This window comes from Hymenobacter psoromatis, from assembly GCF_020012125.1.
Lineage (GTDB): Bacteria > Bacteroidota > Bacteroidia > Cytophagales > Hymenobacteraceae > Hymenobacter > Hymenobacter psoromatis.
Map to the genome: position 1 here is coordinate 2,888,028 of NZ_JAIFAG010000001.1, position 18,687 is coordinate 2,906,714.

At 61.7% G+C, this 18,687-nt stretch carries 15 protein-coding genes; 6 read left to right on the forward strand and 9 right to left on the reverse strand.

What is annotated here, in order from left to right; genetic code table 11:
• Positions 1 to 135: 135 nt before the first annotated feature.
• The 3 genes from LC531_RS12580 to LC531_RS12590 form a co-directional block, all read right to left on the reverse strand.
• Positions 136 to 1,449, reverse strand: coding sequence for an aspartyl protease family protein (locus tag LC531_RS12580; RefSeq protein WP_223650686.1), 1,314 nt, complete (start codon positions 1,447 to 1,449; stop codon positions 136 to 138).
• 212 nt (positions 1,450 to 1,661) lie between these two features.
• Positions 1,662 to 2,732: an o-succinylbenzoate synthase gene (locus LC531_RS12585; protein WP_223650687.1), complete on the reverse strand. Its 1,071-nt coding sequence runs from the start codon at positions 2,730 to 2,732 to the stop codon at positions 1,662 to 1,664.
• 82 nt (positions 2,733 to 2,814) lie between these two features.
• A complete protein-coding gene (locus LC531_RS12590; RefSeq protein ID WP_223650689.1) occupies positions 2,815 to 3,075 on the reverse strand; it encodes a con-10 family general stress protein in 261 nt (86 codons plus the stop codon).
• Positions 3,076 to 3,305: 230 nt separating this feature from the next.
• Here LC531_RS12590 and egtB point away from each other — a divergent pair, with 230 nt between their 5' ends.
• The gene (gene egtB / locus LC531_RS12595) at positions 3,306 to 4,631 is read left to right on the forward strand and encodes an ergothioneine biosynthesis protein EgtB (RefSeq protein ID WP_223650691.1); all 1,326 of its coding nucleotides are present in this window, start codon (positions 3,306 to 3,308) and stop codon (positions 4,629 to 4,631) included.
• A gap of 128 nt (positions 4,632 to 4,759) precedes the next feature.
• Here the strand turns inward: egtB and LC531_RS12600 are convergent, their stop codons facing one another.
• Both LC531_RS12600 and argS read right to left on the reverse strand, forming a co-directional pair.
• Positions 4,760 to 5,365, reverse strand: a complete 606-nt coding sequence (locus tag LC531_RS12600) for an LOG family protein (protein WP_223650693.1) — start codon at positions 5,363 to 5,365, stop codon at positions 4,760 to 4,762.
• Positions 5,366 to 5,516: 151 nt separating this feature from the next.
• Positions 5,517 to 7,310, reverse strand: a complete 1,794-nt coding sequence (argS, locus tag LC531_RS12605; protein WP_223650694.1) for an arginine--tRNA ligase — start codon at positions 7,308 to 7,310, stop codon at positions 5,517 to 5,519.
• A 111-nt stretch (positions 7,311 to 7,421) separates the two neighbouring features.
• Between argS and LC531_RS12610 the strand changes: the two genes are divergently transcribed.
• Both LC531_RS12610 and LC531_RS22730 read left to right on the forward strand, forming a co-directional pair.
• Positions 7,422 to 8,621: an alpha/beta hydrolase family protein gene (locus LC531_RS12610; RefSeq protein ID WP_223650696.1), complete on the forward strand. Its 1,200-nt coding sequence runs from the start codon at positions 7,422 to 7,424 to the stop codon at positions 8,619 to 8,621.
• A 119-nt stretch (positions 8,622 to 8,740) separates the two neighbouring features.
• Complete coding sequence (locus LC531_RS22730) at positions 8,741 to 11,539, forward strand: gliding motility-associated C-terminal domain-containing protein (RefSeq protein ID WP_262903286.1); 2,799 nt, start codon at positions 8,741 to 8,743, stop codon at positions 11,537 to 11,539.
• A 13-nt stretch (positions 11,540 to 11,552) separates the two neighbouring features.
• Here the strand turns inward: LC531_RS22730 and LC531_RS12620 are convergent, their stop codons facing one another.
• Positions 11,553 to 12,527 (reverse strand): arginase, encoded by a 975-nt coding sequence (locus LC531_RS12620; protein ID WP_223650699.1) that lies wholly within the window; start codon positions 12,525 to 12,527, stop codon positions 11,553 to 11,555.
• 349 nt (positions 12,528 to 12,876) lie between these two features.
• Here LC531_RS12620 and LC531_RS12625 point away from each other — a divergent pair, with 349 nt between their 5' ends.
• From LC531_RS12625 to LC531_RS12635, 3 genes are all read left to right on the forward strand, one after another.
• On the forward strand, positions 12,877 to 14,298 hold the full coding sequence (locus tag LC531_RS12625) for a type III PLP-dependent enzyme domain-containing protein (RefSeq protein WP_223653956.1): 1,422 nt from the start codon (positions 12,877 to 12,879) through the stop codon (positions 14,296 to 14,298).
• A gap of 155 nt (positions 14,299 to 14,453) precedes the next feature.
• Positions 14,454 to 14,600 (forward strand): hypothetical protein, encoded by a 147-nt coding sequence (locus LC531_RS12630; RefSeq protein WP_223650701.1) that lies wholly within the window; start codon positions 14,454 to 14,456, stop codon positions 14,598 to 14,600.
• A gap of 88 nt (positions 14,601 to 14,688) precedes the next feature.
• Positions 14,689 to 15,300: a DUF4304 domain-containing protein gene (locus tag LC531_RS12635; RefSeq protein ID WP_223650703.1), complete on the forward strand. Its 612-nt coding sequence runs from the start codon at positions 14,689 to 14,691 to the stop codon at positions 15,298 to 15,300.
• A gap of 24 nt (positions 15,301 to 15,324) precedes the next feature.
• Here LC531_RS12635 and LC531_RS12640 read toward each other — a convergent pair whose 3' ends face one another.
• The 3 genes from LC531_RS12640 to LC531_RS12650 are packed head-to-tail and all read right to left on the reverse strand — an operon-like array spanning position 15,325 to position 18,669.
• Positions 15,325 to 17,739, reverse strand: coding sequence for a transglycosylase domain-containing protein (locus LC531_RS12640; RefSeq protein WP_223650705.1), 2,415 nt, complete (start codon positions 17,737 to 17,739; stop codon positions 15,325 to 15,327).
• 51 nt (positions 17,740 to 17,790) lie between these two features.
• Positions 17,791 to 18,234 (reverse strand): hypothetical protein, encoded by a 444-nt coding sequence (locus LC531_RS12645; protein WP_223650706.1) that lies wholly within the window; start codon positions 18,232 to 18,234, stop codon positions 17,791 to 17,793.
• Between the two features lie 30 nt (positions 18,235 to 18,264).
• Complete coding sequence (locus tag LC531_RS12650; protein WP_223650708.1) at positions 18,265 to 18,669, reverse strand: hypothetical protein; 405 nt, start codon at positions 18,667 to 18,669, stop codon at positions 18,265 to 18,267.
• Between the last annotated feature and the right edge of the window lie 18 nt (positions 18,670 to 18,687).

An 18,687-nucleotide genomic window follows, 5' to 3' on the forward strand; every position in this document is an offset into this window, starting at 1 on the left:
TAGGGGCCGGTGGTCATTGCGAGCTTGCGCCGCAAGCGCATCAAAATAACACCCGCACGAGTCGTGCGGGTGTCATTTTGATGCGCTTGCGGTGCCGAATGCCAGCTTGCCAGGACCACCGGCCCCTACCCCCTCCTAAATCTGCCGCCGCAGGCGGACGTTGGCCGTGTGCAGCTCGCCATCGGGGCGGCGTAGCAGCAGCAGCAGCACGCGGCCATCCTGCGAGTGCAGCATTCGGCTCAGGTCGGTGAGCGAGAAAACGTTAATGGGCAAGAGGTTGATGCTCACCAGCTCCTCGCCTTCGGCAATGCCAGCGGCGGCGGCGGGCGAGCCCGGCACCACGCGCTGCACCAGGTAGCGGCGGTAGTTGGGGCCAGTAGCCAGCAGGTCGAGGCCGCACATATCGTGCTCAAACGGCTCGCGCAGGGCCGGCGTGGACCGCAGCAGCAGCTGGCAGTGGGGGTAGTCGATGACGGTGATAAAGCGCTTGAGCACCTCGTAGCCCACGCTGCCGTTGCGCAGGCGCTCGGTACCCACCAGTCGGTCGTGCACCTGCGATGAGTCGGGGAAAGAGGTGAGCACCTGCGGCAGGTGGTAGCACCCGAGCTGCACGCCCGCCACCCGCCCCAGCCAGCCGCTAATGAGCCCCGTGAGGCCGCGGCCCAGGTCGGTGCGCAGGTGCTGGGGGGGTAGGCGCAGGCGCTGGTCAGAGGTCGTTTCGAGGCTCAGGGCGTGGCCCGCGCCGGTGTCGAGCAGCAGGCGCAGCGGCAGCCCGGCTGCGCCGGGCACGGCCGGCAGCTGCTGTACCTCGGCCGTGAGGTAGGCCTTGTCGCGGTCGAGTACCAGGGGGATGCGAGCCCAGCGCCGGCTGCGCGGCGCGCGGTAGGTAGTGGGGTCGTGGAGCACCAGCTGGCGTTCGTCGGGCCGAATGGTAACTACGAACGAGCGAAATAAATCGGACCCGATGATGCCGTGAATGGGCATTCCCACGTAGCCCGACAGGTCGAGCACATCGCTGTTGAGCACGAGCCAGGTCATGCCGGGGGCTATTACTCCACCGTCCATATCCACGCGCACGTTGGTGGTTTCGTAGGCCCGCAGGCCGCTGTCGGTGCCGCCCACGCCCAACAGCCGGTACTCGGAGCCACGCAGCAGGCCTAGCGAAGCCGAAAGCGCGGGGTCGGTAAGCAAGCTAGTCCCCACGCCCGTATCAAGCAGAAAATTATACGGCCCGCGCCCATTGAGCAGGGCCGTAACTACTATCAGATTGCGCTGCGCAAGAAAGGATATCCGCCCCTGGTGCCGCCCGGCCCGGCTAAACTGGAAGGCAGCCGTGGGCGTTTGGGCGTGCCCTACCCCCCCGCTCAGCAGCAGCGCTGCCAGCAGCCAGCAGGCCCAGCGAGCCCGCATCCAACCGAACAACGCGTGAATCTGCACGATATTCTGCACTTTAACCTAGTGAAAGGCTAAATATACAACAAGTTAGCAGGCTACGCAAGGCCGGCACGGGCTAGGCTTTAGCCCACCTGGCTATGTGCAATAAGCAGTAGCTTGCCGGGCACGAGGCGGTTTGCTATCCAACTAATTTGGCAAGCTAAAGCTTCCCCTGCTTTGCTCCCGGCGAGCTGCACCTTGCCGCACATTTACCGGCAGGCGGAGGCCTAGCCTACGTTTTCCCAGGTGCCGGCGGGGTCGTAGTGCAGAGTGCCCGCGTCGATGCGCAGGGGGGCGGCCAAGTTATTGTCGTAGAGCTGGCCGGTGCCCAGGCCCTGGGCAAAATCGCCGACCGCGTACTCGCCCGTGAGCTGAGCCACGGCGTTGAGGCCGACGTTGGATTCGAGGGCCGAGGTTATCCACCAGCCAATGCCGCGGGCTTGGGCCAGGGCTATCCAGCGGCGGGTGGCGGCGTGGCCGCCCAGCAGCGTGGGCTTGAGCACGAGGTAGGGCGGGCGCACTTCCTCCAGCAAAGCTTCCTGCCGGGCGGGGTCGGTGAGGCCGATTAACTCCTCATCGAGCGCCACCGGAATGGGCGACGTGCGGCACAGTACCGCCAGCGCCGGCCACTGCCCGGCCGCAATGGGCTGCTCGATGGAGTGAATGTTAAACCGCGCCAGCGCCGCCAGCCGGGCCGGGGCTTCTGCGGGAGAAAAGGCCCCGTTGGCATCGACGCGCAGCATGAGTTGGGAGGCATCGGCCTCGGCCCGGATTTCGGCCAGCAAAGCCAGCTCGGTAGCAGAGTCGAGGCTGCCGATTTTTACTTTCAGGCAAGCGTAGCCGGCGGCCAGCTTCTGCCGGATTTGGGCGCGCATGAAGGGCGCGTCGCCCATCCACACGAGGCCGTTGATGGGCAGGCCGGCGCGGCCCTGGCTAAAGGTATTGGTATAAAGCTGATGCTGACCGCCACCGTCCAGGTCGAGCACGGCCGTTTCGAGAGCGAAGCGCAGGGCGGGCAGGGTAGGCGGCACTAGGTCGGCGGCCTCGGCTACCGTCAGGGCTGCGTGCCCTTCCTGGTTGAACTGCCGGCAGAAATCCGCCACAGTTTTTTCAAAACCAGGGCTATAGTCGAGGCTAAGCCCTGCCAGCGGTGCGGCTTCGCCCCAGCCAGTGAGGGTAGGCCGGCTGGTATCACGCAGGCCCACGTAATAAGCTACGTGCTCAGTGAGCGCCCCGCGCGAAGTGCGGGCCGGGAAGTTGAAGCGCAGCGCCCGCCGCTGGTACGTGAGAGTCAGCATGAGCGCGCAAGGTAAGGAGGTAGGGGGGTAAGAGAGTATTAATGCTTCGCTTTGCTCGCAATAACAACCTCCTACCCTAACGCTACTTACTTTTAGTGGGTCCCCGGCGGCTGATGCTACCGCCTTTGCGGCCAGCTTCGCGGGCTTCTTCGGAGGAGAAGCGGTGGCCGCGGCCACTCTCGTGCGAGGCGCGGCCGCCTTCGCTGGCGATGCGGCGCTGCTGCTCGGGCGACATGGCCGCGAAGCCACGGCGGCTTTTTTCACCCACCCGGCGGGCCGGGCGTTTGGGCGGGGTAGGCTGCATACTAAGGGGGATGATGGAATCAACGCCAAACGTATTCATAGAAGAAAACTAACGAGCTAAAAAAACACCAAAGTCGGCTGAAGCAGACCATCCTATTACCGGCTCTTGCAAACTGTATTAGTAAGCGGTAAATTCCTTTTGCTAATAAATTTCTCCCCTATTTTTAGCTGGTGGTCCCGAAGTTTGGGCCGGCGCAGCGCGGGCGCAACCCTACCCCGGCCGGCGCGGTTACAGCAGCCAGTTAGTCCGCTGGTTTTCTTCTCGTTTTTATGTCGTCAACTTTTGCTTCCTTATCTGCACCGGCCGTGGCCGAAGCTGCCGCGCTCCCGGCGCACTACCAGGCCGTGCGCGCCCAGTCGGTGGCGTTGGTGCAGCCCCTGCTGCCCGAAGACACCGTGGTGCAGCCCTCGCTCGACGTGAGCCCGCCCAAGTGGCACCTGGCCCACACCACCTGGTTTTGGGAAACGATGCTGCTCCAACGCTTTTTACCTGACTACCAGCTCTTTCACCCCGACTACGCCTTTCTGTTCAACTCGTACTACAACTCACTGGGCTCCAGAGTGAACCGGGCCGACCGCGGCACGCTCTCGCGCCCGCCGCTGGCCGACGTGTACCGCTACCGCACCTACGTGGATGAGCACATGGCCTGCCTCCTAAGTCAGCTAGCCGACCTACCCACCGCCGCCACCGAGCTGGTCGAGCTGGGCCTGCACCACGAGCAGCAGCACCAAGAATTACTGGCCACCGATATCAAATACATCCTCAGTACCAACCCACTGGCTCCCGGCTATTTAAGTGAGGAACAGTTAGCAGGGAGCAGGGAGCAATTTTCAAGTGATAATTACTCCCTGCCGGCAGCGACTTGGTTGGCGGTACCGGGCGGCATTTACGCGGTGGGGCACCAGGCAGAAGGTTTTTCGTTTGATAATGAACTGCCGGTGCACGAGGTATTAATCGCGCCGTTTGAGCTGCAAAACCGGCTCGTGACGAACGGCGATTTTCTGCAGTTTATCGAGGCGGGGGGCTACCGGCAGTTTCAGTTCTGGCTGGGCGAGGGCTGGGACCTGGCCAGCCGCGAGGGCTGGGCGGCCCCGCTCTACTGGTCGCCCACCGCTAACGGCCAGTGGCAGCGCTACGGCCCCACCGGCCTGGTACCGCTGGATTTGGCCGCGCCCGTTTCGCACGTCAGCTTTTACGAGGCCGATGCCTACGCGCAGTGGGCCGGGGCGCGCCTGCCCACCGAGGCCGAGTGGGAGGTGGCCGCCCGCCACTTCGGGGTCACGCCCGCCGGCGGCAACTGGCTCGAAACCGGCCACTTCGACCCCCTACCCCTCCCCGCCGATGCCGACCCCACCCAGTGCCACCAGCTGCTGGGCGACTGCTGGGAATGGACCTACTCGGCCTACCATCCCTACCCCGGCTACCAGCGCGCGGCCGGCGCGCTGGGCGAGTACAACGGCAAATTTATGGTTAACCAACTCGTGCTGCGCGGCGGCTCGTGCGCCACGCCTGAGAGCCACATTCGGCTCAGCTACCGCAATTTTTTTCACGCTGATAAGCGCTGGCAATTTACCGGGTTGCGGCTGGCGCGGTAAGAAGACGCTGGGGAGAAAAGACCGGTCATGCTAAGCTTGTCGAAGCATCTCTACCGCGTAAGTAATCCCTAACGTTAAGAGTTACTTGCGCGGTCGAGATGCTTCCTGCGTCAGCATGACCGTTCTTTTTACGTCGTACGCGGGGTCAGCCACTTCTCCACGCTGGCGGGCTGGTACTCCGCCATCGCATCCAGCAGCGCGGCGGCATCGGCGTGGTGCAGCAGCTGCGCCTGGTTTTCAGGGCGCAAAAACGCCTCAGCACGCATGTGGTCGAGCAGAGCCAGCAGCTTATCGTAGAAGCCCAGCGTGTTGAGCAGGGCTACCGGCTTGCCGTGCAGGCCGAGCTGGCCCCAGGTGAGGACTTCAAATAGCTCTTCGAGGGTGCCGAAACCGCCGGGCATAGCCACGAAGCCGTCGGCCAGGTCGGCCATAAGCAGCTTGCGCTGGTGCATGGTGTCTACCACGTGCAGCTCGGTGCAGCCCCGGTGCGCCAGCTCCTTATCGGCCAGGAAACGAGGGATGACGCCGATAACCCTACCCCCCGCGGCCAGCACGGCGTCGGCGATGATGCCCATCAGGCCCACCCGGCCGCCGCCGTATACCAGCGTGAGGCCGCGCCGGGCCAGCTCACGGCCCATTGCCTGGGCCTGCTGCGTGTACATTTCCTGGTTGCCGCTGCTGGAGCCGCAGTAGACTGCTACGCTTTTCATAAAGTCAATTACTTCGATTTTCAATAAAAAGACCGTCATGCTCATCTGGCGTCCGCTTGCTGAAGCATCTCTATCGCGTAGCTAACTCTCAATTTTAAAGCTATTTGCGCGGTAGAGATGCTTCGGCAAGCGGACGCCAGATGAGCATGACGGTCTTACTTTATTTCTCAACCCCCTACATGCGCTCAGGCACGTCAATGCCGAGCAGGCCGAGAATAGTTTTAAGGGTTTCGGCCGTTTTAGCCGAAAGGGCCACGCGGAAGGCTTTCTTCAGCGGGTCGGTTTCAGCGAAAATGGGTACTTCGGTGTAGAAGCGGTTGTAGCTTTTGGCCACGTCGTAGGCATACTGCGCCACCACGGCGGGCGAGAGCGCGCGGGCGGCTTCGGCTACTACCCCTGCGTAGCCGGCCAGCTGCTGAATTAGCTCTTGCTCCGTGGGTTGCAGCTCGGTGAGCGAGCTGAAATCGGTGGTTTCTTCTACCCCCTGCGCCAGCACCTTGCGCCGGATGGAGGCGATGCGGGCGTAAGAATACTGAATGAATGGCCCGGTGTCGCCTTCGAGCCGCACCGACTCGGCGGGGTTGAAGAGCATCCGCTTCTTGGGGTCCACTTTCAGCAGGTAGTATTTGAGCGCGCCCAGGCCCAGGGTGTGATAAAGCTGCTGCAATTCCTCGTCGCTGAGGCCCTCGGTTTTGCCTTTTTCGAGGGTGGCAGCCTCCGCGGCTTCTTCTACTTCCCGCACCAGCTCGTCGGCATCGACCACGGTGCCTTCGCGGGTTTTCATTTTACCAGTAGGCAGGTCCACCATGCCGTAGCTGAGGTGGTGGATGGCGGCGGCGTAGGGCTTGCCCAGCTTGCGCAGGGTGGCTTGCAGCACCTGCATGTGGTAGTTCTGCTCGTCGGCGATGACGTAGATGCTGCTGTCGTAGCCAAAATCCTCGTACTTCAACTCGGCCGTGCCCAGGTCCTGCGTGATGTATACGCTGGTACCATCGCCGCGCAGCAGCAATTTTTCGTCGAGGCCTTCAGCCTGTAAATCAACCCAAACCGAGCCATTCTCCTTCGTAGAGAATGCACCTTTGCTTAGACCTTCCGCTACCCGCTTCTTGCCTAACAAGTAGGTACCTGACTCGTAGTAGAACTTGTCAAAATCAACGCCAATAGCCTCATAAGTCGCATTGTGACCTTCGTACACCCAGCCGTTCATCTGCCGCCAAAGAGCCACTACCTCCGCGTCGTCGGCTTCCCACTGTTGCAGCATCTGCTGAGCATCCAGCATCAGTGGGGCTTGGCGCTTGGCGATGTCAGCGGCTACGCCTTCAGCCTCTAGCTGCCGCACTTCCTCGCGGTAGTGCTTCTCGAAGAGCACGTAGTACTTGCCCACCAGGTGGTCGCCCTTAATGCCCGCGCTCTGCGGCGTTTCTCCGTGGCCAAAGCGCTGGTAGCCTAACATCGACTTGCAGATATGGATACCACGGTCGTTTACCAGATTCACTTTGGAAACCGTAGCGCCGGTGGCTTTCAGAATCTCAGCCACGCTGTAACCCAGGAAGTTATTGCGTAAATGGCCCAGGTGCAGGGGCTTGTTGGTATTGGGCGAAGAGTACTCCACTACCACGTTGCGGGGGCCGTCGAAGGGCACGGGCGCGCCGGCCGGCTGCGCGACCAGCTCGCCAAAGAGCTTCAGCCACTCGGCATCGGCAATTTCGAGGTTCAGGAAGCCTTTCACCACGTTGAAGCCGCGCACGGCGGGCGCGTGGGCCGTCAGCCACTCGCCCAGGCCCTGACCGATGGCCTCGGGGCCTTTGCCGAAGGCTTTGGTGAGCGGAAACGTGACGAGGGTAAAGCTGCCCGCAAAGTCTTTGCGCGTGGGCTGCAGCACGAGGCTGGCGGCGGGGATTTCCTGCCCGAATACGGCCTGGGCGGCCGCTTGCAGGGCAGTGAGGAGGGTTTGTTCTAGCTGTTGCACGAGGGCAAAGGTACGGCGGGGCCTTACGCGCCCTACGCGGCCGGCCGGGAACGCCGCCGGGCGCGTAGGGCGTTAGGGCGCTGGTTATTCTCCTTACCCAGCTCTTTCCGCGTGCCTACCCCCCGTTTTTCTGCCTTACCTCTGCTCTGGATTTTCGCGCTCTTGCTGGCCGTGCCGGCTTGCAAAAGCAACTCGCCCGGCCCCGGCCCGGCAGCCCCTACCCCCCCCACCGAGACGGTACTCACGGGTAGCACGCTCATCGGCGAGTACAGCGCCGCCACGCTGGGGGCGCGGGTGCCGGCGGTGCCAGTAGCGGCGGCGCTGGCGCGCTATCCGGTGCGGGTGTACCGCCTCACCTACCATACCAGCACGCCCGCGGGCCAGCAAACTACCGCCTCGGGCGCGGTGCTGGTGCCGGTGGCCCCGAGTCCGCTGCCGGTGCTCAGCTACCAGCACGGCACGCTGCTGCCCGGCAGCGAGGGCCAGGCTCCGTCGTATTACGCCGCGGGCAGCGACGTGTGGTCGGTGGTGTCGGTGCTGGCCGCTTCAGGCTACGTGGTGGCGGCCCCCGACTACCTGGGCTACGGGGCCAGCAAGGCCCTACCCCACCCCTACGAGCACGCCGCCTCGCTGGCCTCGGCTGCGGCCGATATGCTGCGGGCCACCCGCGAATTCTGCCAGCAGCAGGCCATCAGCGTTAACCAGAAAAACTTCCTGCTTGGCTACTCGGAGGGCGGCTACGCCACGATGGCCTTGCACAAATTATTGGAAGCGAAATACGCCGCTACCCTGCCCGTGACGGCCAGCGCGCCGGGCGCGGGGGCGTACCACAAAACGGCCTTCGCCCGCTATATTTTGAACGCGACCCAGCCGCTCAGTTTCCTCAGTACCTACGTGTGGGTGCTGCGCACCTACGACCGAGTGTACGCCCTGAACCGGCCGTATTCCTTCTATTACCAGGAGCCCTACGCCACCCAGCTGCAAGCCGACCCCTTCGGCGCGGTGCCCGGCCGGGCGGACCAGCTGTTTGCGGCCAGCTTCCGGCAGGCGGTGCTAACCAACTCGGACGCGGCGCTCAATGATGCACTGGCCGACAACGACATCTACGACTGGAAGCCGGCCGCGCCGCTGGCCCTCTTCCACGGCACGGCCGACGACTACGTGCCCTTTTTCAACTCGCAGGATGCCTACGACGCCATGCAAAAGCGCGGGGCCACGCAGGTCGAGCTGCACCCCATTCCGGGGGGCGACCACTTTTCGTCGGCCACGGCTTATACGCTGGGGGCGTATGCGTTTATCAGCAAGTATTAGCGCGCTTCCCCTGGGGCTTTTTTGCCCCATGCGTACCTTGCTGAAAACTACGTGAACGTATGCGATTTTCAGTACTGTCTGGTTTAAAGCCGCCGTTTTGTGCCTGGCTGCTGGCTTTTTTGGTCATAGGTTTGGGCTGGCTGCGGCCCGAGGCGGCGCGGGCCTCGCACCTGCGGGCCGGCGACATTCAGGCCAGGGTAGACAGCGTGACGGGCAACCCGAACCACATTTTTTTCCGGCTCACGATTTATCGTAATTCGACTCCGGGGGCGGCCCTGCAAGACACGTCGACCATCTTTTTTGGCGATGGCACGCGCCAGGATAATATTCCGAAGGTGAGCGAAACGCCGCTGAACGGGGAGACGAACGTAATCATTTTCAACTTCGACCACTTCTACGCGGGGGCCGGGCAGTACCGGGTGAGCTTCGTGGGCGAAAACCGGGTGGCCGGGGTAGTGAACATGCGGTCGTCGGACCAGCAGACGTTCTACATCAGCTCCAGCATCACTATTAACCCGGCCTACGGGCGCAACCACTCGCCGGTGCTACGCGCTCCGGCCATCGACCGTGGGGCCGTTGGGCAGGTGTTTTTGCACAACCCGGCCGGCTACGATGCCGACGGCGACTCGCTCTCCTACCACCTCAGCCCCAGCCGCCAGGTGCAGGGCGGCATTGCCGCGGCCATACACAACGGCAACACGCCCGACTCGGTGACCTGCGCGGGCTATTTCTACCCCAATAATACTTCGCCCAAGGGCGTGCAGGTGCCCTACCCCGGCGTGCCGACCGGCCAGGCCGGCAACCCGGCCATCATCGTGCAAGACCCCCAAACCGGCCAGATTACCTGGAACGCGCCCAGCCTGGCCGGCACCTACAACATCGCCTTCACGGTGGAGGAATGGCGACGCACGGCCAACGGCTTCCGCCTGATTGGCACCGTTATCCGGGACATGCAGATTATCGTGACGGCCACCGATAACTTACCGCCGGTTATCACGGTGCCGCCCGACCTGTGCGTGGTGGCGGGCACGCCCGTCACGCTCACCGTGTCGGCCACCGACGGCACGGCCCCCGGCGCGCTGGCCCCGAGCCCCATTACGCTATTTGCCTACAGCGGCATTTTGCCGCCGGCCACGTTCGTCCAGACTTCCACGGGAACCTCCGTGACGGGTACTTTCCGCTGGACGCCCCAGTGCAACAACGTTTCCAACCAGCCCTACGTGGTGGTGTTTAAGGCCCAGGACAGCCCGCCCGCCAGCAGCAACGCGCCGACGCTGATTGACGAGCGGCCGGTGCGCATTACGGTGGTGGGGCCGCCGCCCCAGAACCTGCGCGCTGCGCCCGTGCCCAACATCAGCCCCCTCACCAGCCTGCTGAGCTGGGACCCCTACACCTGCCAGAACGCCAGCCAGCTGCTGATTTTTCGGCGCGAAGGGTGCTACAACTACTCGCCCGGCCCCTGCAACACGGGCCTGCCCGCGGGCTCGGGCTACGTGCAGGTGGGCGCGGTGCCGCCCACCGCCACCACCTTTGCCGACAACAACGGCGGGGCCGGTCTGATGCGGGGTAAAACGTACAGCTACCGCATCTATGCGGTGTTTCCGCTGCCTTCGGGCGGAGCCAGCCTCGTCTCGAACGAGGCGTGCCTGACCTTTACTGGCCGCTCGGCGCGGCTCACCAACGTGGACGTGAACACGACCGACGCTATCACCGGCCAGATTACGGTGCGCTGGACCCAGCCGCGGCCCAATGTCGGCACGTTTGGGGCACCGCTGGGCTACCGCCTGGGCCGGGCAGTGGCCGGCTCGGCGGCCTTCACGCCGGTGGCTACCATTACTACCCTGGCCGATACCGTGTACGTGGACCGCAACCTGAACACGGCGGCCAACCAGTACACCTACCAGCTCACGTTCTTCAACACCGACAATGCCAGCGGCGCGCCCGTGGAGCAGGCCGAAACCGCGCCCACCGCCAGCAGCGTGCGCACCAGCCTGGTGCCCGACGGCCTGGGCAGCCGCGTGGCCGTGAGCTGGGCCTACTCCGTGCCCTGGGACAATACCAAGCAGCCGGCCACCATTTACCGCCAAGACCCCGGCAGCACCACGTTTGCGGCCATCGGCACGGCCCCCACCGGCGCGGCCGGCGGCACCTACACTGATGCCGACCCCAAGCTTCAGCGCGGCCAGCAGTATTGCTACTACGTGCTCACCAATGGCCAGTACCCGGACGTTAGTTTTTTGACTAACCTGCTGAACAACAGCCAGCAAGCCTGCACCGTGCTACAAGCTGTGCCTTGTACGCCGGTGCTCAGCCTACGCCCTCCCAACTGCGATAGCCTGGCCAACCTGCCCACCTACCCCGCCGACAACCAGCGCTACCAGAACGACCTGCGCTGGACCGTAGGCAACGCGCCCACCGGGTGCAGCGTGGCCGCGGCCTACTACCGCATCCTGCGCAGCAGCTCCCAAACCGGCATCTACGTGGCCATCGACTCCACTACCAGCCTCACTTACGCCGACCGGTTTTTGCTGAAATCGGCCTACTGCTACCAGGTACAGGCGGTGAGCGCCCAGGGCATCCGCAGCGCGCTCAGCAACTCGGCCTGCCAGGATGAGTGCGCGTTCTTCCTGCTACCCAACATCTTCACGCCCAACGGCGACGGCAAAAACGACGTGTTCCGGCCCAAAACGGCCAGTACCATCCTGCGCACCCGCATCCAGATTTTCAACCGCTGGGGCCGCAAGGTGTACGAGAGCGACCAGGACCCCTACATAAACTGGACCGGCGCGGCCACCGGCGACGGCAACACCAGCGGCCTGGTTTCCAACGGCATCTACTACTACCTGGCCGAAGTACAGTTTGCCGACGCGGCCAACACCAAGCGCAGCTATAAGGGGTGGGTAGAGATTGTGCGATAAGCAAAATTGTCCATCATCGGCTCACTACCTCATCCAGCCGCAGCCGCTTTTCGATGGCGGCGGTGGCTTTTTCCAGAATAATAAAGGCGTTGTTCGCCATCGTATTCTCGTTGTCGAGGGTCGGGTTAATTTCGACCATCTCGAAGCACACGGCGCGGTCGTTTTCCAGCAGGTCCTGGCACAGGTTTTCGGCTTCTGATAAAAACAGGCCCTTTTCTACCGGCGTGCCGGTGCCCTTACTGAACTCCGAATCGAGGCTATCCACGTCGAAGGAGATATACACCATATCGCAGAAGCGCAGGTGCTCGTAAATCTCGCGGCTGAGCTGGCGCGAGCCTTTGACTTGAATTTCGGGCAGCTTTATCCACTTGATATTCAGGAGCTCGATGAGCGCCTCTTCCTCGGCTTCGGTGTCGCGCACGGCCACGTACACGAGGTGCTCGGGGCGCAGCTTGGGGCCGGGCTCGGCCAGGTTCTGGAGCCGCCGCCAGAAAAACTCGGTGTCGGCATCGGGCTCGTTGCGCTGGCAGGGCCGGTTATCCTCGCCCAACGACGCGGCCAGCGGCATGCCGTGCACGTTGCCGCTGGGCGTGGTGTAGGGCGAGTGGATGTCGGCGTGCGCATCTATCCAGATGACCCCCAGCGTTTTGTGGGGGTAGGCCGCCTTAATGCCGGCAATGGTGGCGTTGGCGCTGCTGTGGTCGCCGGCCAGCACCAACGGAAACTCGCCGAAGCGCAGCGTCTGCTCCACGGCGCTGGCAATACCCTTCTGCACGGTGTAAATCGCGTCGATGTGCTTGGCGAAGCGGAAGGGCGTTTTATCGAACAGCACGTGGTTCAAGTCCGACGTCACCACGGCATTGTAACGCCGGAAGTAGTCGGAGCCCTGGTTTAGGCAGGCCACGCGCAGGGCATCGGGCCCCATGCTGGCCCCGCGGGTGCCGGCCCCGAGTTCGGAGCGGACTTCAATGAGCTTAATGCGTTTCATCAGGTGGGGGGGGGGGTAGGGACATGGGGGCACGGCATCGGGCCGCCTACCCCCCGGCGGGGGGGTAGGCGAGCGCTGCCTTGCGGCGCGGGCGCGCCGTAGCCATGTCGCTTCCTTCCATCGGAAACCGATGCGCAGGGCCGAATTCTTTCCGGCCCCCGGCGGTACTTTTGGTACGCTGCCCGCAAAGGTCGGGCTTTTTTTCGAGTTCTCGAAAACGTCCGTCATTGCGAGCGAAGCGCGGCAATCGCCCCCGAACGATACCCGCCCGATTTCGTTCTGATGCGGTTGCCGCGCTTCGCTCGCCATGACGGACGTTTTTAACAATCAGCAATCAGCTACTCATTTAATGGACACCTATCAGGACCTGATTACCCAAACCTTCGATTTTCCAAACGCCGATTTTCAGGTGCGCGAAAATGAGCTATTCTTCCACGACATTGACCTGATGGCCCTGGTGCAGAAGCACGGCACCCCACTGCGCCTCACGTACTTACCCAAAATCAGCTCCCAGATTCAGCGGGCTAAAAAGTGGTTTGCCGATGGCATTATCGAAACGGGCTACCAGGGCTCATATTCCTACGCCTACTGCACCAAGTCGTCGCACTTCCGCTTTGTGCTGGAGGAGGCGCTCAAGAACGACGTGCACTTGGAAACGTCCAGCTGGTTCGATATCAGCATCATCCGCTCGCTGTTTGAGCAGGGTAAGCTCGATAAGCAGAAGTATATTATCTGCAACGGCTTCAAGAACGAGGAGTACAAGCGCGACATTTCGGCGCTGCTCAACGATGGGTTCGTGAACTGCCTACCCATCCTGGATTCGCCCAACGAGATTGACTACTACGCCGCGCACGTCAACGCCGGCACCAAGGTCAAGATGGGCCTGCGCCTGGCTTCCGATGAGGAGCCGCGCTTCCAGTTCTACACCTCGCGCCTGGGCGTGCGCTACGCCGATGCGGTGCCGCTATACGAGGAAAATATCCAGAACGACCCGCGCTTTGAGCTCACCATGCTGCATTATTTCATCAGCAGCGGCATCAAGGACACGTCGTATTACTGGACCGAGCTATCGCGCTTCATCCACAAATACTGCGAGCTGCGCAAGCTTTGCCCTACCCTCCAGACAATTGACATCGGCGGCGGGCTGCCCATTCAGACCAGCATTCAGCTCGAATACGACTATCCGTACATGATTGCTGAGATTCTGCGCACCATCCAGCGCATTTGCGCCGAGGAGGGCGTGCCGGAGCCTAATATCTTCACCGAGTTCGGCATCTTCACGGTGGGCGAGAGCGGGGCCACGATTTACTCCATTCTGGATGAGAAGTTACAGAACGACAAGGAGTTATGGTACATGATTGATGGCTCCTTCATCACTAATCTACCCGACACCTGGGCCCTGAACCAGCGCTTCATCATGCTGGCCCTCAATGGCTGGAACCGGCCCTACCGCAAAATCCAGCTCGGCGGCCTCACCTGCGACTCGCAGGATTACTATAACTCCGAGAAGCACATCTACCAGACGTTCCTGCCGCAGCTGCAACCCGCTCGCCACCAGCCCGCTACCGACGAGCCCATCTACGTGGGCTTCTTCCACACCGGCGCTTACCAGGAAAGCCTGAGCGGCTACGGCGGCATCAAGCACTGCCTCATTCCCGCACCCAAACACGTCATCTTGGACCGCGCCCCCAACGGCACCCTCACCGACACCGTGTTCGCGCCCAAGCAGGAGGCGGCCAGCATGCTAAAAATCCTGGGCTATACGGAATAGCCCACGCGGACCGTTAGGCTGGGGGTAGGAGGCAATAAAGTTGGCGCGGCACTATTCCCAGAAACTCATCTAACTACGCACGCTCTCAACCACCTAACCACTCTCTGGCCCTATCTTTGGAGCCTACTCGCGTTCCTCCTCATTTTTACTGTTTTATGAAAAAGCTCCTTATCCTCGCCGTTGGGGCCGCTACCCTCGGCCTCGGGGCCTGCAACCGCGGCTCCTGCCCCGCTTACTCCTCAGCCAAAACAACGGCTGCGCCGGTTACGGCCAGCACTGCCACGGCCATCGAGCGCCAGTAAGCCCGTTTGAATTTTACCAGAAGCGCCCGGTCTGCACGCATGTGCGGGCCGGGCACTTTTTGGTTGAAACTCCTATAAATTCCGAAAAATGACTGACCTCAACTCGATTTTCGACCAATTAGTAAAATCTACTTTGTGGCCTAAATTCAAAGCGTTAGGCTATAAAAAATCTGGTAATAATTTTCGATATTATAGTCCAGAAGGGTGGGGAAGAATTATTCAGTTTCAAAAGTCTCAGTACAATTCTGCTGATAGCCTTTCATTCACAGTTAATGTCAGTCTATATTTGGAAGATTTTGAATACTATTTAAGCAACCAAAAGTCAGGACTAAAATTTCAGGAGGTTTCTTGTGCAGTTCGCAAACGATACGGTCATCTTAGAAACAGCCCATCCGATAGCTGGATTGAACTCACTGTCACATCGGACATAGCAAAAATTAGCCAGCAGCTAATCAATGATTTTGACCAGTATGTTCATTCCTATTTAGTCAGCATAAAAAGCCGGGAGGACATTTATGCGTTTCTACTTAACGGCCACCATTCTCACTATCCGTCTGCACAAATCCAAACTATGTTTCACGCGGGTTATCAGCAGGAAGCGCTGAAATTATTTACCAGTGAATTTATAAGGTCAAAAAATATTAATTCCTATCGCAATACTTTAAATTCTATTGCTCGTGAATTAGAATTTCCAGCATAATTATGGACAGAATGATTCTTGTCCCTAGCGCACGCTATCCCTACCCCCCTGGTTCAGCTGTTCCAGCAGGTTATCGGCCGATAACGTGTCAATGACTTCGGCGCGGCGGCGCGGCGGCTCGTACTCGGTGTAGCACACGTACTTGCGCTTGAGGCCGGTGGGCGCTTTGGGGAAGGGGCCGTAGTCGTAGCTCAGCTTTTTATCCTTGTAGATGCTCTCCATGTAGCGGCCGAAGATGGGTAGGGCCATGCGGCCGCCCTCGCCCTGCTGCGAGCGGTAGAAGTGGATGCTGCGGTCCTCACCGCCCACCCAGATGCCGGAAACCAGGTCCTTGGTGAGGCCCATGTACCAACCGTCGGAGTAGTTGGAGGTAGTGCCGGTTTTGCCGCCAATCTGGTTGTTTTTGCGCCACAGGTCCTGAAAATCCCACAGCCCTTGCGAGGTGCCGCCGGGCTCCTCCATACCGCCGCGCAGCATGTACACCATGAGCCAGGCCGTTTCGGGCGAGATGGCGCGCTTCTGCACCGGGTCGAACTGCTGAATCACGTTGCCGTTGCGGTCCTCGATGCGGGTGATGAGGCGCGGGGCCGACCGGAAGCCGTTGTTGAGAAAAGTCGAGTACGCATCCACCATCTCGTACACGCTCACGTCGCCGGCCGAGCCCAGGCCGATGCTCGGTACCGGCAGTAAGGGGCTGGTTATGCCCACTTTATGCGCGTAGTCGGCCACTTTGGCCCAGCCTACTTTCTCGGTCAGCTGCGCCGTAACGGAGTTGACCGAGCGCGCCATCGCCGAGCGCAGCGTCATATTGATGCCCGTGTATTCGCGGGTCACGTTGTCGGGCTGCCACTCCATCGGCTTGCCGTTTTCGACGTACTTAATCGTCACCCGCTGGTCGCGGATGCGGTCGCAGGGCGAGTAGCCGTTGGCCAGCGCCGTGAGGTATACGAAGGGCTTGAACGTAGAGCCGGCCTGGCGCTGCGCCTGCTTCACGTGGTCGTACTTGAAGAAGCGGTAGTCCAAGCCGCCCACCCAGGCTTTGATAGAGCCCGTGAAGGGGTCCATCGTCATCATGCCGGCTTGTAAAAAGTGCTTGTAATAGGCCAGCGAATCGAGCGGCGACATGACCAGCGTGGTATCGCCGTCCTGCTTTTTCCAGGTAAACACCTTCATCGGGCGCTTGGCGTGCAGGGCCGAATCGAGGCGGGCGGGCTGGCCCCGGTAGCGGGCGGCCAGGCTGTGGTAGCTCTGCGTGCGCTTCATCTGGGTTTCGATGAAGTTGGGAATTTCGTGGCCGTCTTCGTCCACCCAAGGGTTTTGGCCCTTATTGCGCCAGAAGCTGTCGAAGGTTTGTTGCAGCAGTTTCATGCGCTGGTGCACGGCCTGCTCGGCGTGGTCCTGCATCCGCGAATCGAGGCTGGTGTAGATGCGCAGGCCGTCGCGGTACATATCGTAGCCGTGCTCCTCACACCAGTGGTTCACCGTCTGGCTAATGGCGCTGCGGAAGTAGTTATCCGGTCCGTCAATGTGTTTTTCTACCTGGTAATCGAGCACAATCGGCTCGGCTTGCAGGGCCTTGACTTCAGCTAATTTGAGGTCGCCCGCTTGGCCCATCCGCTGCAACACCACGTTGCGGCGGCGGCGCGAGGCGGCTGGGTGAAAGCGCGGGTTGAAGGCCGTGGGGTTGTTCAGCAGCCCCACGAGGGTAGCGGCCTGCACGGCGTTGAGGCTATCGGGCGAGGTGCTGAAAAACGTTTTGGCCGCCACCTTGATGCCGAACGCATTGGAGCCGTACTCCACGGTATTCAGGTACATGCGCAGAATTTCGCGCTTGGTGTAGTGGCGCTCCAGCTCCACGGCCGTGAGCCACTCCTTGGTTTTGGCAATAATGACCCCTACCCCCGGCACTTGGCTCAGCGCGCCCCGGTTTTCGGCCCGCCGGGTTTTGTATAAGTTCTTGGCCAGCTGCTGGCTGAGGGTAGAGCCGCCCCGCTTATCGCCCCGCAGGCCGTAGTAGATGGAGCCCGCCAGCGAGGGCGCATCAATACCCGAATGGTCATAAAACCGCGCATCCTCGGTAGCAATCAGCGCTTTAACTAACCAGGGTGACATTTCGCTGAGGCGCACTGGCGAGCGGTTTTCGCGGAAGTAGCGGCCCATCAGCACCCCATCGGCAGTGAATACCTGCGAGGCTTGTTCCACCTTCGGATTTTCTAATTCCTCTAGGCTCGGCGATTTACCGAAGAGGAATAAAAAATTACTGCGCACCAGCAGCGGATACGCCAGAAAAAAGCCTACCCCCACAAAAAAGAGCGTCCAGGCAATACGCACCAGGCGGCGGGTGCCCCGGCCGGGCCGCTTCTGGCTCGGGCGCGAAGCGGCAGCGGGGCGGGCGGGCGTGGAATCGGGAGCCGCGGGCGGCAGGTTTTCTTCGGCCATAAATGGCAAATCAGAGGCGGGGAAGGGCAAAGATACCCACCAACCCCGGCGCTAGGCCGCTCGCAGCAGCGCCCGGCGCAACGTGCGCCCCTCGCGCAGGCGCTGGTAGCAGATTTCGGCCAGCGCCAGCAACGTCAGCGTCAGCCCGATGCTCACGCTCCACTTGAGGTAGTGCAGCTGCCGGGCGGTGGGCTCGTCGTAGGCGTAGTGAAATAGGGCCAGGCCCCACAGCTCATCCAGCAACGTAAAAATCCAGAGCGTAACCGCCACCCGCCGCCGCAGCCGGCCCAGCACCAGCACCCAGCGAAACAGGTAGAGTACCACGCCCGGCAGCGCCGCCGGGGCCAGCACCGGCTGCGCCAGCAGCAGCGGCACGCCCAGCAGCACAATAGTCAGGGTTTCCTTGGCCAGCTGCAAGCCCGCCAGCACCTGGCCCAGGCGCGAGAGGCGCTTGGGGGCGTGGCGCACCAGCGGGCGCGGGCGGAGGCGCGGCACAGAGTGGGGTAGGGCTTGGGTCATACGTACTTAGGCCGGCTGGGAGGTGGAGGAGCGCACGGTGCTACCCCGCTGGCCGCGCCAGGTGAGTACTACGATAAGTAAGCCTTTTAGGGTATCGAGCAACAGGTTGTCGGACTTGCCAAATACCACGAAAATGCCGATGCCAATCCCAATCCACCAGCCGCCCAGCAGGTAGCACAGGCCCGCCGCGCCCGCGTGGCGCTGCCGCACCCACGCCCAGGCTAGGGCCGCCGCCAGCGTTATGAACAGTAAAAACCAGCCCGTGAGGTAAGCCAGAAACTTCGTCTCCGGGCCGTAGGTCACCCCAAACTGCGCCAGCGTAAATATGGGAAAGAAAAACGCGCCAACCGTGAGTGCCAGCTCCAACAAAACGGCGATGGCCAGCACGAAAAGAAGTAGGATTCTGGTCATTTAGGGTGGGGAAGATTT

Bases quoted from the DNA above. Each gene is read 5' to 3' on its own strand.
- LC531_RS12585 (WP_223650687.1), bottom strand. From the start codon at position 2,732: ATGCTGACTCTCACGTACCAGCGGCGGGCGCTGCGCTTCAACTTCCCG.
- LC531_RS12590 (WP_223650689.1), bottom strand. From the start codon at position 3,075: ATGAATACGTTTGGCGTTGATTCCATCATCCCCCTTAGTATGCAGCCT.
- egtB (WP_223650691.1), top strand. From the start codon at position 3,306: ATGTCGTCAACTTTTGCTTCCTTATCTGCACCGGCCGTGGCCGAAGCT.
- LC531_RS12620 (WP_223650699.1), bottom strand. From the start codon at position 12,527: ATGAAACGCATTAAGCTCATTGAAGTCCGCTCCGAACTCGGGGCCGGC.
- LC531_RS12625 (WP_223653956.1), top strand. From the start codon at position 12,877: ATGGACACCTATCAGGACCTGATTACCCAAACCTTCGATTTTCCAAAC.
- LC531_RS12630 (WP_223650701.1), top strand. From the start codon at position 14,454: ATGAAAAAGCTCCTTATCCTCGCCGTTGGGGCCGCTACCCTCGGCCTC.
- LC531_RS12635 (WP_223650703.1), top strand. From the start codon at position 14,689: ATGACTGACCTCAACTCGATTTTCGACCAATTAGTAAAATCTACTTTG.
- LC531_RS12640 (WP_223650705.1), bottom strand. From the start codon at position 17,739: ATGGCCGAAGAAAACCTGCCGCCCGCGGCTCCCGATTCCACGCCCGCC.
- LC531_RS12650 (WP_223650708.1), bottom strand. From the start codon at position 18,669: ATGACCAGAATCCTACTTCTTTTCGTGCTGGCCATCGCCGTTTTGTTG.